This is a genomic window from Candidatus Binatia bacterium (assembly GCA_036382395.1).
GTDB lineage: Bacteria > Desulfobacterota > Binatia > HRBIN30 > HRBIN30 > JAGDMS01.
This window is the reverse complement of the sequence record DASVHW010000130.1, coordinates 1-12,444: the sequence shown is the minus strand read 5'-3', so window position 1 is coordinate 12,444 and position 12,444 is coordinate 1. Positions and strand designations below refer to the sequence as shown.

Sequence of the window (12,444 nt, the reverse complement as noted above, 5' to 3'; positions counted from 1 at the left end):
AGCTGCGGCGCTATCGGCACAAGAGCGAAAAGTTGGCACTACACGCGATTTCCGGTGCTCGCCATCATCGTGCCTCAGCAATCTCCTGGAGCTTTTCCAGGCCCAGCCGCGAAGAAAAACTTTTCGGCCATCAAACTGCGGAAGTTCGGTTAGGTCGAGCCAGGCTCACCAGCGGAAAACGGTCGGGATGATCGATCGACTCCACCGCCACGTCCACATCGAGATCGGGCCAATAGAGATGATGCGGATGCGGGAGCTCGACGTTGCACAACTGACCAATCGACACGTCGCGAAACCAGGGGAAGTGCTCGAATGCCAGGAACCGCTCACGCTCGCCGAGCAAGAGCCAGAATCCATGCTTCGAGACGTTCGTGACCTCAACGACCGAAATGGGCTTTCCACGCGTTGCGGATTTCATCCTCATGATACTCGCGACGTGCCCTTGGGCTTGTTCTACAGCCTCAACGCCTCGGCGATGAGCCGCGCCGTCTTTCGGCGTCGGTCTAGGTGTTAGGCCCGAAGCTGCGTCGAGAGAACTCGTCGTGCGGCGACCGGAACATCGACCAGAACGAAGTAGTCCGCCGGGTAAAGGTAGTCCTCGCCGGATTCGTCGATGACGCGCAGATAGCCGTCCTTCGCGGCGGTGGCGTCGGGGAGAATCGCGTAGACCTTGCGCACCTCGAGGTCGACGCAATCGTCATTCCGCAGACAGATTGCAAATTGCGCTCTTGCTCGCCCCATTCTCTCAATCCAAGTATCGCCTATCTTACCAATCCCGTGGGCCTCATAGAAAGACCCCGAAAGCGCACCTCTGCCGAATGTCACGCGCGAAGCCGCGATTTGTCCCCGTCACGGTTTCTGATGACCCCTACAGGCCCGGAGAGCCTCTCTTGTAACACTGTCAGCCATTTTCGACCAAATCGTTGGGGGTTATAGTCGGAAGAGTTGGTGGTGATCCGTCCGCCGTCGGCTGTCCTCTCAAGCCACGATTCTCAATGCTTCCCCTCTGTTGTGCAGGGGAACAAGCTGATCACTGCGTAGCGCCAGCTCCGCATATGTTTGTCCCTCGTCATCACAGAATTCCACCTCGTAGACACGTGGCGCGAGGATCTCTACGACCGTGCCGACTTCGCCCCGCTTGAGCTTGCGCTCCGGCAGGTCCTCGATTAACGCCACAGTATCGAGCAACCGAATCCTCTTCTTTCGTTGGGGCATTACCGTTTCCTTTTCTTGACGTAGCATGTTGTCAACCGTGGTGCGGCCCTGCCACGCAGTATGAAGGCAGACTACCTATCGGGCTGGGGGCTGGGCAACCCTTCAGGCCGAACGACCAGCGAAGGAGAGGGAAGGGGGAGGTTGAGTTGCCGCGACCTTTCCAACCTCCCTCGGCCCCTCCTTGGCAAGGAGGGGAACCCTTCCGCACATTGTTCGGTGGGGGGCAGCAAGCTGTTAGGCGATTCTCTATGGCGAGCGATTGCGCCGCTATGCAGATACTTGTATATGAAGCCATGCCCGACGAGGCCCTGAGATGGCTTGGCAGTTCGCGCGATGATCTCAGGACCTTCCCGGCAGAGGCCCGAAGAATGGCAGGATTTCAGCTGCGGCGAGTGCAACGAGGTCTCCCACCCAACGACTGGAAGCCCATGCCGGGCGTCGGCCCCGGCGTAAAGGAGATTCGCATTCATACCGGCCTCGAACATCGAGTGTTCTACATAGCGGCGTTTCAAGAGGGCATCTATGTCCTGCACGCTTTCGAGAAGCGGGCGCGAAGGACCCCGAAGCGGGAGATCGACATCGCCAGGACTCGACTGCGGTTGCTGCGGAGGGAACGTGCTCGACGAGAAAGGTAGGCATTCCATGAAGCTCAAGGTCACCCGCTCCACCGGGAACGTATTTCGCGACATCGGGTTCTCGGCCGACGAAGCTGAGCACCTGAAGATTCGCTCCGATCTGCTGATCCACCTGCAGAAGGTCATCTCGGCCCGCGGGCTGAAGCAGGCCCAGGCAGCCAAGCTCTTGGGGGTTTCCCAGCCGCGGGTCAGTGATCTGATGTGCGGCCGCATTGAGCTCTTCAGCATCGACACCTTGATCGACATGCTGGCCAATATGGGTATTCGCGTGAAAGTCGTGCTCAAGCATTCAACCAGGCGCGCCGCAGTCGCCTAACGTATTTCATTCCCCCCTCCTTACGGGACTGTCGATAAATACGAAGACGTGCTTCGAGAGCCTCAGCACGAGCGGTCTCAGAGTCCATCAAATGAGGGGTTTTCCGAATGTAGGGGCGCAGCATGCTGCGCCGCTACGGAACCACGCGGAAAATACGGCATACGAAACCAGCGGCCGGTCATTTATCGACAGTCCCTGTGGGAGGGGGGAAGCCGCGAGGCTCCCTCCTATCCCGATCACCTGCAATTCGGCTCCCGAAGGAATTTCGAACGATGCGCCGATTCTCGTAGTTCGCCGATCGCCGAGCGGAACGCTTCGATAGTGATCTCGACGTCCTCGTCGGTGTGGGCCAGCGACACGAAGAACTTCTCGTGTGCCTTGACGATGCCGCGATCGAGCAGCAGTTGTACGAAGCGTTCTCGCAGCGCAACGTCGGCGGTCAGGCTCGAGCGGAAATCGGTGATCTCATGATCGGTGAACCATACCTCGAAGGCGGGGGGCTCGCCGATGACCTGTGCGGGGATCGCCGCCTCGGTGAGCAACTGCTGCAAGGTGTCCTTCAATTTCCGGCCGGTGGCGAACAGACGCTCGTAGGCTCCCTCCCGTCGCAGCTCTTTCAATGTGGCCAAGCTCGCCACCGCCGAGATCGGGTTGCCGCTCATGGTGCCGGTCTGCCGCACGTGGTCGCCGCTGGTCATCCGGGCGAGATCGACATACGACATGATCTCCTCCCGACCGCAGAGCACGGTGAGCGGATGCCCGCCGGACATGCTCTTCCCGAGGGCGCACAGGTCGGGCACCACACCGTAGTATTCCTGCGCGCCACCGTAGGCGAAGCGGAACCCGGTGACGATTTCGTCGAAGATCAACGGGATGCCGTAGTGCGTGGTGACCTGACGCAACTCCTGCAAGAACCCTGGCCGCGGAGGGATGGTGCGCTGCATCGGCTCGACAATGACCCCCGCCAGTTCGTCGTGGTGTTTCTCGATGATGGCCGAGGTGGTTTCGATGTTGTTGAACGGCGCAATGAGCACTTCGCCTTCAATGCAGCGCGGAATGCCGGCGGAGTCCGCCACCGCCACGGGATAGTTCGTCAAAGCGCGCGTCCAGTGGGTGCTCATCAGGGCGTAGTCACTCATGCCGTGATAGGCTCCTTCGAATTTCAGGATCTTGTCTCGTTTCCGATAGGCTCGGGCCAGTCGCATCGCGAAGAAGGTGGATTCCGAGCCGGTACTGTTGAACGAGACCTTTTCGGCGCACGGAACCGCCCTGACGATCTCCTCAGCCAGCAAGATCGCCGGCTCGTTGACCATGAGATAGGTGCTGCCACGTTCCAGATAGTCACGCACGGCAGCGACTACCGCGGGGTGGGCGTGTCCCAAGAGCATGGGGCCCGATCCCAAAAGGTAGTCGATGTATTCGTTGCCGCTGAAGTCCTCGATGCGGGCCCCATGTCCACGCTTGATGACCATGGCGTGCTCCGGAGAGGCCGTGGCGTTCCTCACGCCGGACGGAAGATAGTCCTTGACCTTTTGGAGGAGTGCCGCCTCATGGGCGCTGCGAGGCTTGCGTGTGAACATAAAAACCTAATGCGTAAAACGTGAAACGTAAGACGTAAGCAGATCGCTTTGTTTACGTCTTACTCCCCTCCCGTTCGATCTGGAAATGCTTCATGTACGTACCGAACCGATCGGCGATCACATCGTCGGTAAAACCAAAATCCTCGGCTCGGTAGTGGTGCTCGCCGTACTTGCCGCGAGGATTCTCGTCTTTCCAGGCGTGAAACCGCTGCTCGGCTTCGGGCGTCATCTCGATCCCGAAGTGGTCGTAGACGCGTTTCACGGCGCCGACCGGGTTGGACAGGATCTCTCGGAGATGCAGGTCGAAGAACTGCTTCGGGTTCTGTTCGCGCCGGACCTCAAGGCCTCGTTCTAATCGCGTCGCCCACAGGTCGAGCAACCATTTGGCAACCGCACGACGGTCCACGTTGTCTTCGTAGAGCGCCCGCCAGCCGGCGACCAGGCTACAGATCGACGGCATCACTTTGCTCGGGTCGCGGTGCGTCTGCACGATGCACGCGTCGGGGTAGATCTTGAAGATGGCCCTCAAGTTGCCCATGTGGGCCGGGTATTTCAGCAGCCAGCGGCGTTCGGGCGAGGTGGAGCCGATGAGTTTCAGCAGATCGCGGTGGCGCGCGTAGGTAGCCAGCATGTCGTAATGCTCGTACCACTCGGAGTAGGACGGAATTGTGGCGTTGCAGTCGAAGGTGTCGTCGGTGAAGTTCTGCAGCAAGAGGTGACGGCACTCGTCGGGACCGTCGGCCGTCATCAAGTGCACGGCCTTCAGGCTCGGGTCCGTCTTGTACATCCAGTCCAGTTCCTGCACGGCGCGCTGGTAGCGCGGATCGCCTTCCCACTGCTCCCTGGGCGGGCGCGGGGACGGCGCGGCCGCGAGCCAGTACTCGAGCACCTGACTGTTCGGGTCCTGCCCGAGGAGGTGATGCAGTGCCGTGGTGCCGGTGCGCGCCAAGCCGAGGACGAAGATGGGCCGGCGGATCTCGGTACGCAAGATGGCCGGGTTTTCCTTCCACGCTTTCTGCGCCACCAAACGGTTCTTGAGGATGCCCAACAACTGCGCCTGCACCATGGCGCGGCCCGTGGGGGTAATGCGCGACTCGCGGTCGTAGGCTTCCATCAACACGCGAAAGCCTTCCAGGTACGCCGGGTCGCCGAAATCATCGAAGCCCACCTCTTTGCGGGCTGCTTCGTGCAGGGATTCTGCCGAGTCGACGAAACCGAGTGTCTTGGCCGACGAGGATGTGTTCATGGCTCGTTCGTTAGCGCGGCTGCGCCCCCATCGTCAATGCGGAGCCGTCACCGAGCTACTGGTGTGTTGGTGTGAAGACGTTCGCGGCGTTGGGATCAAACTGATCGACAAGGAGCCGCTCCAGAGGCTTCTCGGAGGCGGTCTTGGGGATTTCGTCGACGACCTGGAGGTAGGTGGGTACGAAGTTCGCCTCGAGCTTGGCGCGACAGACGGCGAAGACCGACGCCGGATCGAAGGCTGCGCCTGTCATGGGGACGACGACCGCCACGACGTCTTTCTCGCCTGGGGCGCCCGATGCCGCCGGCACGCCGTAAACGAACACGTCCGCGACGGCGGGATGTTCGGCGATGGCCTTCTCGACGAAGCTCGGGTTGATGAAGTCCCCATTGTGGCGGATGCCACCGCCGGCGCGGTAGTCGAAAAAAAGCCAACCGTCCGCGTCGCCATGGCCCATGTCCCCGCTGCGATTCCAGCCACGGCGGACCTTCTTCTTGGAGGCTTCGGGGTCTCCAAAATACTCGACGGTCGCCTCGCCTCCGCCGGCGGGCCGGCAGCAGATCTCGCCCACCACGCCGGGTGGGCACTCGTTACCGTCCGCGTCGAGGATTTTCATTTCGAGGCCGGGCATCGGTTTCCCGAAGGAGCCGACCGGTCCCTGACCGACGGGCTTGTAGGCCATGCCGCCGCCGTCCATGGCGCCGTACAACTCCATGATCTTGACGTTGAAGCGCTTCTCGAAGGCCTCCCAGATGACGGCCGGCATGCCGCCGCTGATAATGACCCGTACCGGGTTGTCGGCGTCATTCGGCTTGGCCGGCTCGCTGTAGATGGCCGTCGCCATGCCGCCGAGGATCGAGAAGGTGGTGCAGCCGTACCGGCGACAGACGTCCCACAGCTTGGATTTGGTGAAGCGCTGGCTGATGACGGCCCGCAGCCCCATGCTGAGCGAGGGCATCAAGGTCATCGACTGCGCGTTGCCGTGCGTGAAGGAAAGACCCGTGTAGGGCCGATCGTCCGGCTGATAGTTGAAGAGCATGCCGAGCATCCCGGCCAGGCAGAAGCGGGAGTTGACTCCGACGATGCCTTTCGGGTCTCCCGTGGTCCCCGAGGTGTACATGATCTGGAGCGGGGCATCCGGGCTGTCGACGCGGACATCAATGGTCGCGGCCGGCTTCGACAGGACTTGGCGCAATGGCTCGACGCCGCCGAAGCTCGACAGGGCAGCGGTGGCCTCACTGCTCTCGAGCGCGAGCACCCACTTCAGATCCGGAAGCCGCCGGCGCACGGCGTCGATATCCGCCAGGCAGTAATCGGCGCAGATGATCCCAGCGCAACCGGAATTGCCGAGCATGTAGGCCAGCTTGTCACCGCGCGTGCGCGGGTCGATGGGCACGAACACGCCGCCTGTGATGGAGGCCGCGACCATCGCCTCCACGAACTCGGGATGGTTGCGCATCATGATCCCGAAGCGGTCGCCGCGCCGCAGGCCGTTGGCGATCAATCCGGCGGCGATGCGGTTGGCATTCGCCTGCAGGGCGGCGAAGGTGCGGACCTCATCCGGCGTCGCCCCGCCGTCGAGACTCAAGTGCTCGAAGGTGAGCACGTCGAGATCCGGACGCTGCTCGGCCCGGATCTCGATGAGATCGGCGAGGATCAGTTCGTTGCGCTCACGCATCGACGACCCCTGTGCGATGAGCCCTATGCCTGAGCCGTCATCGCTGGAGGATAGTCACCAGCATGGCGGCGGCGTCGTTGCCTTTCTTGCCGCCACCATTCTGTGCCAGCGCGAGCTTGGCGCCCTCGACCTGGCGCTGGCCGGAGCGCCCTTGCAGCTGTTCGGTCAACTCCACGATCTGCGCGATGCCGGTGGCGCCGACCGGGTGCCCCTTGCGCAACAGGCCGCCTGACGTGTTGACGGGTATGCGTCCGCCGAGCTTGGTGGCGCCCGACTCGACCAGCTTGCCACCTTCGCCTTTAGGACAAAGTCCCAACTGCTCGTAGCCAATGATCTCGGCGGGAGCCGAGGCATCGTGCAATTCGACCACGTTCAGGTCCTGCGGTCCCACGCCGGCCTGCTCGTAGGCCTCACGCGCACACAGCTGGACGGTATCCGGTTCATCATCCCGGTGATTCCAACCCGAATGCATCACCATGGTGGAGATCCGGACCGGCTTGCTGATGCCGAGTTGCCGGGCCTTGCGCTCGCTGACCACGACTGCGGCGGCGGCGCCATCGCCGATGGGCGAGCACATCGACCGGGTCAGCGGCTCCACGATCAGCCGGTCGTTCAACACCTGCTCCACCGTCAGTGCTTCACGGAACTGCGCCCGCGGATTCAAGCTGCCGTGGAACGAGCTCTTCGCGGCCACCTTGGCGAACTGCTCCTTTGTGGTGCCGTACTTCTTCATGTGGGCCCGGGCAGCCATGGCATAGATGTCCATGAACATAGACCGGTTCTGGCCGGCGCCGCTGGTATCGGACTCGGCCGCTTTGCTGAGAGACGCAATCATTTCGTTCAGCTCGTCGACATCCACCGCGCCGGCGAAGGCGGCGAAGCTGCGCATCTTGTCCGGGTGCGTGAGCTTCTCGACACCGAGCGCGAGCACGATGTCGTACAGGCCGGTGGACACCATGGCACTTGCCTGAAACAGTGCCGTGGAGCCACTGGCACAGGCGTTCTCGACGTTGATGATCGGGATCTTGCCGATGCCGATGGTGCCGAGAATCACTTGCCCGCGGATGGATTCTTGTCCGGTGATCAAGCCTGCGGCGCAGTTGCCCACGTACGCCGCTTCGAGATCACCCAGCTCGAGCCCGGCGTCGGCGACTGCGGCACGGGTGGCTTCCGTGCCGAGTTCCTTCAAACCCTTGTCGGGATACTTCATGAACCGGGTCATGCCGACACCGGCGATAATGGCATTCAAGCGCATGGTCTCTCCTTCCTTCGAGAATGCTTTCAGCTCTCAGCGGTCAGCTCTCAGAGGCTATGAGGAAATGCGTGGTCCGCGACCACGGCGATTCCGCCTTGGGTTGCGCCAAAGAGGCGTAATGCCGGTGGTATAGGCTTCCAGCCTGTACTAACCCGGCGGCCGTTCGCCCGCACGTTCACTGGTACAGGCTGGAAGCCTATACCACCATTGGCGACCTTCGGCCGCTCACACAGATTGTGCTGACGAAATCTCATTTGCCTTCGTACCAATTTCCTCACAGCCTCTCAGCTCTGAGCGGCTCTTTATCCCAGCTGACCGCTGAAGGCTGACGGCTGACGGCTGAACGCTCTTCAAATCAGCCCTTCACCTTTGAGGTCGAGGGCTCGTCGTAGATACTCTAGCTCGGCCTCGCGCCACGGCAATGGAGCCGGGTCTTGGAGCATGCCGTCGCCCTGCAGTTCCGCAACGACTTCAGCTGCGCGCGGGAAGGGAGTGTTATACCCGTTCAATTGAAAGAGCGTCTCGAAAGGCAAGCGCGGCCGCTGGCCACCGGCTCCGGGATCCTCAGCCGGGTAGCCGACGGTCTGCGTCACCAGCACACGGCAGGTGTCGGGCAGGCCGAGCTTCCGTCGGATGCCGTCAGGATCACCGCTTCCCAGACAGCAGGTGCCGAGCCCCTGCTCGAAGGCCATCAACGTGGCCTGGGCAATGCCCTGTCCGCAATCGACCTCGCTGAGGCCGGGCATCTTCAACGCATCGCCGGCATTCTCCATTATGGGGACCAGCGTCTTCTCCAGCGCCGTTTTCTTGTTGGGACCGTATCCGATGGCGCCCGCGGCGAGGAGCTCACGCAGGCGTGTGCCGATGTGATCCGTACACGCCGTCTCAAGGTACCAAACGATGATGACCGGTGCGAGCTCGATCTGGTAGCCGCCCACCGGGGAGGGCAGGGCGTCGAGCACTTCCTTCGGTGCTTTGTCACGCTCGATGACGATGGCGCGCAGACTGTTCACGTTGCCCCAGTGCGATGCGATGCGGGCCGCTTCGAGCATGCGCTGGATCTTGCCCAACTCCACCGGTTGGTGGGGAAGCAAGAAACGAATCGATCGTCTGCGTCCGATGACTTCTCTCAACTCCATGGTGTCTCCTCGAATGCGCCTTCACCCCGACCCTCTCCCGCGGGTAGAGGGAGAACATCAGAGTCTGCTGCCACCGAGCAGGCCCAAAACTTCGTTGCAGCCATCCTCGATCATCGATGCGCGTGCGTCACGGAGCACCTTCTCGATCGGGTACTCGCGGCTCAGGCCGTTGCCGCCGAAGATCTGGACCGCCTCGCTCGCCACCTCGAATGCGGTGTTCGTGCAAAAAACCTTCGAGGCAATCGAGTACTGGACGATCGGCGCGTTCGCCGCGGTGTACAGCGCCACCCGGCGCACCAGCGCCCGCGCGGCTTCCACCTTCATGAACATTTTGAAGAGCCGCCCTCTGACACTCTGGTGCTCGAAGATCGGTACGCCCCCCTGTACGCGTTGCTTGGCGTAGTCCACGGCATAGTCGTACGCCGCCCGCGCCACGCCGACGAAGAGCTGGCCCATACCCGAGTTGGCGTAGCCCAGCATGGTTTCCAGAGCCATGGAATAGAACTCGGGCCCCAGCACCATGTAAGACGCGGGAACGCGTACGTCGGTGAAGTAGATCTCGCCTTGGTTGAGCGAGCGTTGGCCGAGCTTGTCGAGAGGCTTGGGCCGATGGATGCCGGGCAGGTCGAGCGGCACGAGGAACACGGCCCCACCCTTGAAGCCTTGGCTTGGATCGAGGGTACAGAACAACACGGCGAGTTCGGCGATGCTACCGTTCGACACCCATGCCGCCTTCTGGCCGCTGATCACGTACTCGTCGCCGACCTTGCGCGCGGTGCAGTTCGCCCGCAACTTGGGATCGCTGAAGAAGCTTTCGGTGACCGCGACCGTGTCGCTGCCGTGGTCGGGTTCGGTCAAAGCCCAACAGCTGATCGTCAGCCGGTCCGGTGAGCAGAAGCGCTCAAGCAGTTCCTTGTTCCCACTTTGTTCGATCCAGGGCTGATGGAACCCACACAGCCCCAGGGTGATCGCCAGGCCGACGTCTCCCCAGGCGAGTTCCTCATTGATGATGCACATGAGCCGGGCCTTGGCGATCGGATCCATGCTCGGATCGGCGGTGAGCTTGTGGATACCCAGCTCCTGATACTTCTTGAAGACATCCCACAGTATCGACTTGGGTGCGATCACATCGGCGGGATCGGGCAGGCGGTCGAGCTCTCTGCCGGCCGGACGCAGCACCTCCTTGGCAAAGGCGTGGCACGTGTCGCGCGCCGCGCGGTCCTCATCCGTCAGTCCCGTGTCAATGTCGATCGATGTCATCTCTCGGCCCTCCTAGTCGCACAGCTTCGTGGTGACTGCCGTTCTCATTCGAGGCCCATCAGTTTGGTGAACCCGAAGTGGTGCCCAGCGGTGTAGCCCCCGTCCACGGCCAGGCTCTGGCCGGTGACGAACGAGGCGTCGTCGGAAGCCAGGAAGAAGGCCACTCCGGCGACCTCCTCGGGCCGACCGAAGCGCCCCAGTTTGTGTTGCTCACGGATACGCTCCCTGTACTTGGCGAAATACTCGCTGCCGAAAACCGACTGGAACAACGGCGTGTCGATCATTCCCGGGCAGATGCAGTTGGCCCGTATCCCCAGGCGTCCGTAGTCCATGGCGATGTTCTTGGTGAGCAGGACCACGCCGCCCTTGGAGGCGTTGTATGTGCTGCCACCCTCGCTGCCCTCGAGCCCTTCGACACTGCCGAGGGTGATGATGCTGCCCGAACGTTGCTGCATCATCACCGGAAGCACTGCCTTGGCGGAGAGGAAGGTGCCTTTCAAGTTCACATTCTGCACCCGGTCCCACTCCTCAATGGCAAGGGCGTGGACCGGGCCACCTCCCGCAATGCCCGCGGCGGTGACCAACACATCGACGTGGCCATGCTCGCGAACGATCTCGGCGACGGCGGATTCGAGCCCGGCGAAGTCACAGACATCGCGGACGAAAAAGCGCGCTGCCGGGGCTTGGCGCTGGACGCTTTCCCAGTCCGGGCTTTCGTTCAGATCGAAGCCGATGACGACGGCGCCCTCTACCGCGAAGCGCTGGGCGCAGGCGTAGCCGATTCCGGATGCCGCTCCGGTGACCACCGTCACCTTTCCTTGTAAGCGTCTGGTCTGAGTGTTCCCTTCCGTCATGGGTCACCTTCGAGCGAACATATCCGACCGAGTCTACGCGGCCGCGGCCGGGCGCCGCATCAGGGTCATGAAGTGCGGTTTGCACGCGGTCACACAGACGCCGCAGCCGATGCAGGTCTCATAATCCACCGACACACAGTCCTCGTCATCCTCGTTCGCCGAGATGGCTTTCGTGGGGCAGTGGTCGACGCACTTGTTGCAGCCGTTGCATGAGTCCTCGTCGACCTTCGGAACGAACGGGGAGGGGGCGAACACCTTCTGGCCACTCTTCCGCCCCTGAAAGATGGCGCAACAATCATTGCAGCAATTGCAGACGCAGTTCTGGATGTTGAGTGTATGAACGAGCCCGTCCTTGTTGCACTTTTCCAAAAGCTCGACGAGTCCCTCGTAGGTCAACTCTCTCGCCATCCCATGCTTGACCGCCCAGCGGCTTTGGTCACCGGTATGGATGCAGGTTTCCAATATGTGACCGCAGTGGTTGCCGGGATCGGTGATCCACTGGGAGAGACGGCACGGACACGGCGAGACGCTCCAGTGTCCCTCGTGCCGGATGGCCTCGGCGAGGTTTTCCGAGGGATCGGCGTCGGCCGGCAGTGTATTCACGCCGGCCCAGACCGGCGCGAACGGAAACCCCAACTTGGCGAGCTTTTCTTCGGCCCAGTCTTTCAAGACTTGGTTGATCGCTTTGGCCAGTTGCACTTGGTACGGGTACTTGATGCCGCCCCACAAGCCGGTTTCGATGAAGCCGGGCGCGGCCATCTTGATCACTCTATAGATCGGGTCCGGGCCCGGCTCGTAGAAGATGGTGCCCTTGTCGGCCATAATATAGAGCACCTTCTCGAGCTTGTCTTTCTTGACTTTTGTCTTTTCGGCAAGCTCGGACAGTGTGCCGCCGGTGGTGCGAATCTGGAGGGCCAATCGCGCCTCCGCCTCGGTGAATTGCAGGCGCATGATATCGATGAATGCCGGCGTCTTCGGCCCGGCCATGAAGTCCTCTTCGATGATCATGTCCGCTACTTGCTCAAAGACTTCCATGTTCTGTGCGCTCATGCGGGCTACTCCTCCGATGTTGTCCGAGGCAGTTACATCAACTGCTGGGGAAACGGCAACGGCATCCTTCCGGTTCGTCTACAGGGCGAGAACGGTGCGGATCCCGCGGCTGGCCTTCAGGTCGGCGACGGCTTCATTGATTTCGCTCAGCGGGCGGCGCGCGGTGATCAATCCCTCGAGGTCCAGCCGCCCCGCCTGCCAGAGCCCGATGAGTCGCGG

General features: G+C 61.9%; 13 protein-coding genes. 2 read left to right on the top strand and 11 right to left on the bottom strand.

Going from position 1 to position 12,444, the window contains the following annotated elements; translation table 11 throughout:
* Nucleotides 1–130 precede the first annotated feature (130 nt).
* From VF515_06155 to VF515_06145, 3 genes are all read right to left on the bottom strand, one after another.
* Nucleotides 131–418: a DUF2442 domain-containing protein gene (locus VF515_06155; GenBank protein ID HEX7407219.1), complete on the bottom strand. Its 288-nt coding sequence runs from the start codon at nt 416–418 to the stop codon at nt 131–133.
* 92 nt (nt 419–510) lie between these two features.
* Nucleotides 511–741 (bottom strand): hypothetical protein, encoded by a 231-nt coding sequence (locus tag VF515_06150; GenBank protein ID HEX7407218.1) that lies wholly within the window; start codon nt 739–741, stop codon nt 511–513.
* A 237-nt stretch (nt 742–978) separates the two neighbouring features.
* Nucleotides 979–1,215 carry a DUF4926 domain-containing protein gene (locus VF515_06145; protein HEX7407217.1) on the bottom strand — a complete coding sequence of 79 codons (237 nt, stop codon included), beginning with the start codon at nt 1,213–1,215 and terminating at the stop codon, nt 979–981.
* A 269-nt stretch (nt 1,216–1,484) separates the two neighbouring features.
* On the opposite strand from VF515_06145, the gene VF515_06140 reads away from it, so the two are divergent.
* Nucleotides 1,485–1,850 (top strand): type II toxin-antitoxin system RelE/ParE family toxin, encoded by a 366-nt coding sequence (locus VF515_06140; protein ID HEX7407216.1) that lies wholly within the window; start codon nt 1,485–1,487, stop codon nt 1,848–1,850.
* A gap of 7 nt (nt 1,851–1,857) precedes the next feature.
* Nucleotides 1,858–2,166 (top strand): helix-turn-helix transcriptional regulator, encoded by a 309-nt coding sequence (locus VF515_06135; protein HEX7407215.1) that lies wholly within the window; start codon nt 1,858–1,860, stop codon nt 2,164–2,166.
* Nucleotides 2,167–2,402: 236 nt separating this feature from the next.
* Here the strand turns inward: VF515_06135 and VF515_06130 are convergent, their stop codons facing one another.
* From VF515_06130 to VF515_06095, 8 genes are all read right to left on the bottom strand, one after another.
* Nucleotides 2,403–3,746, bottom strand: a complete 1,344-nt coding sequence (locus VF515_06130; protein HEX7407214.1) for an aspartate aminotransferase family protein — start codon at nt 3,744–3,746, stop codon at nt 2,403–2,405.
* 52 nt (nt 3,747–3,798) lie between these two features.
* Complete coding sequence (locus VF515_06125; protein ID HEX7407213.1) at nt 3,799–4,992, bottom strand: sulfotransferase; 1,194 nt, start codon at nt 4,990–4,992, stop codon at nt 3,799–3,801.
* Between the two features lie 55 nt (nt 4,993–5,047).
* The gene (locus VF515_06120) at nt 5,048–6,667 is read right to left on the bottom strand and encodes an AMP-binding protein (protein HEX7407212.1); all 1,620 of its coding nucleotides are present in this window, start codon (nt 6,665–6,667) and stop codon (nt 5,048–5,050) included.
* 37 nt (nt 6,668–6,704) lie between these two features.
* On the bottom strand, nt 6,705–7,922 hold the full coding sequence (locus VF515_06115; GenBank protein HEX7407211.1) for a thiolase family protein: 1,218 nt from the start codon (nt 7,920–7,922) through the stop codon (nt 6,705–6,707).
* A gap of 350 nt (nt 7,923–8,272) precedes the next feature.
* Complete coding sequence (locus VF515_06110) at nt 8,273–9,061, bottom strand: nitroreductase family protein (protein ID HEX7407210.1); 789 nt, start codon at nt 9,059–9,061, stop codon at nt 8,273–8,275.
* A gap of 57 nt (nt 9,062–9,118) precedes the next feature.
* Nucleotides 9,119–10,321: an acyl-CoA dehydrogenase family protein gene (locus tag VF515_06105; GenBank protein ID HEX7407209.1), complete on the bottom strand. Its 1,203-nt coding sequence runs from the start codon at nt 10,319–10,321 to the stop codon at nt 9,119–9,121.
* Nucleotides 10,322–10,365: 44 nt separating this feature from the next.
* Nucleotides 10,366–11,175, bottom strand: coding sequence for an SDR family NAD(P)-dependent oxidoreductase (locus VF515_06100; protein HEX7407208.1), 810 nt, complete (start codon nt 11,173–11,175; stop codon nt 10,366–10,368).
* Between the two features lie 33 nt (nt 11,176–11,208).
* Entirely contained in the window at nt 11,209–12,225 is a 1,017-nt protein-coding gene (locus VF515_06095) for a 4Fe-4S binding protein (protein ID HEX7407207.1), read from the bottom strand.
* Nucleotides 12,226–12,444: the final 219 nt, after the last annotated feature.

What these genes read in the sequence shown, in the direction of transcription:
- VF515_06155 (HEX7407219.1), bottom strand. Translation starts at nt 418, where the DNA reads ATGAAATCCGCAACGCGTGGAAAGCCCATTTCGGTCGTTGAGGTCACG.
- VF515_06150 (HEX7407218.1), bottom strand. Translation starts at nt 741, where the DNA reads ATGGGGCGAGCAAGAGCGCAATTTGCAATCTGTCTGCGGAATGACGAT.
- VF515_06145 (HEX7407217.1), bottom strand. Translation starts at nt 1,215, where the DNA reads ATGCCCCAACGAAAGAAGAGGATTCGGTTGCTCGATACTGTGGCGTTA.
- VF515_06140 (HEX7407216.1), top strand. Translation starts at nt 1,485, where the DNA reads ATGCAGATACTTGTATATGAAGCCATGCCCGACGAGGCCCTGAGATGG.
- VF515_06135 (HEX7407215.1), top strand. Translation starts at nt 1,858, where the DNA reads ATGAAGCTCAAGGTCACCCGCTCCACCGGGAACGTATTTCGCGACATC.
- VF515_06130 (HEX7407214.1), bottom strand. Translation starts at nt 3,746, where the DNA reads ATGTTCACACGCAAGCCTCGCAGCGCCCATGAGGCGGCACTCCTCCAA.
- VF515_06125 (HEX7407213.1), bottom strand. Translation starts at nt 4,992, where the DNA reads ATGAACACATCCTCGTCGGCCAAGACACTCGGTTTCGTCGACTCGGCA.
- VF515_06120 (HEX7407212.1), bottom strand. Translation starts at nt 6,667, where the DNA reads ATGCGTGAGCGCAACGAACTGATCCTCGCCGATCTCATCGAGATCCGG.
- VF515_06115 (HEX7407211.1), bottom strand. Translation starts at nt 7,922, where the DNA reads ATGCGCTTGAATGCCATTATCGCCGGTGTCGGCATGACCCGGTTCATG.
- VF515_06110 (HEX7407210.1), bottom strand. Translation starts at nt 9,061, where the DNA reads ATGGAGTTGAGAGAAGTCATCGGACGCAGACGATCGATTCGTTTCTTG.
- VF515_06105 (HEX7407209.1), bottom strand. Translation starts at nt 10,321, where the DNA reads ATGACATCGATCGACATTGACACGGGACTGACGGATGAGGACCGCGCG.
- VF515_06100 (HEX7407208.1), bottom strand. Translation starts at nt 11,175, where the DNA reads ATGACGGAAGGGAACACTCAGACCAGACGCTTACAAGGAAAGGTGACG.
- VF515_06095 (HEX7407207.1), bottom strand. Translation starts at nt 12,225, where the DNA reads ATGAGCGCACAGAACATGGAAGTCTTTGAGCAAGTAGCGGACATGATC.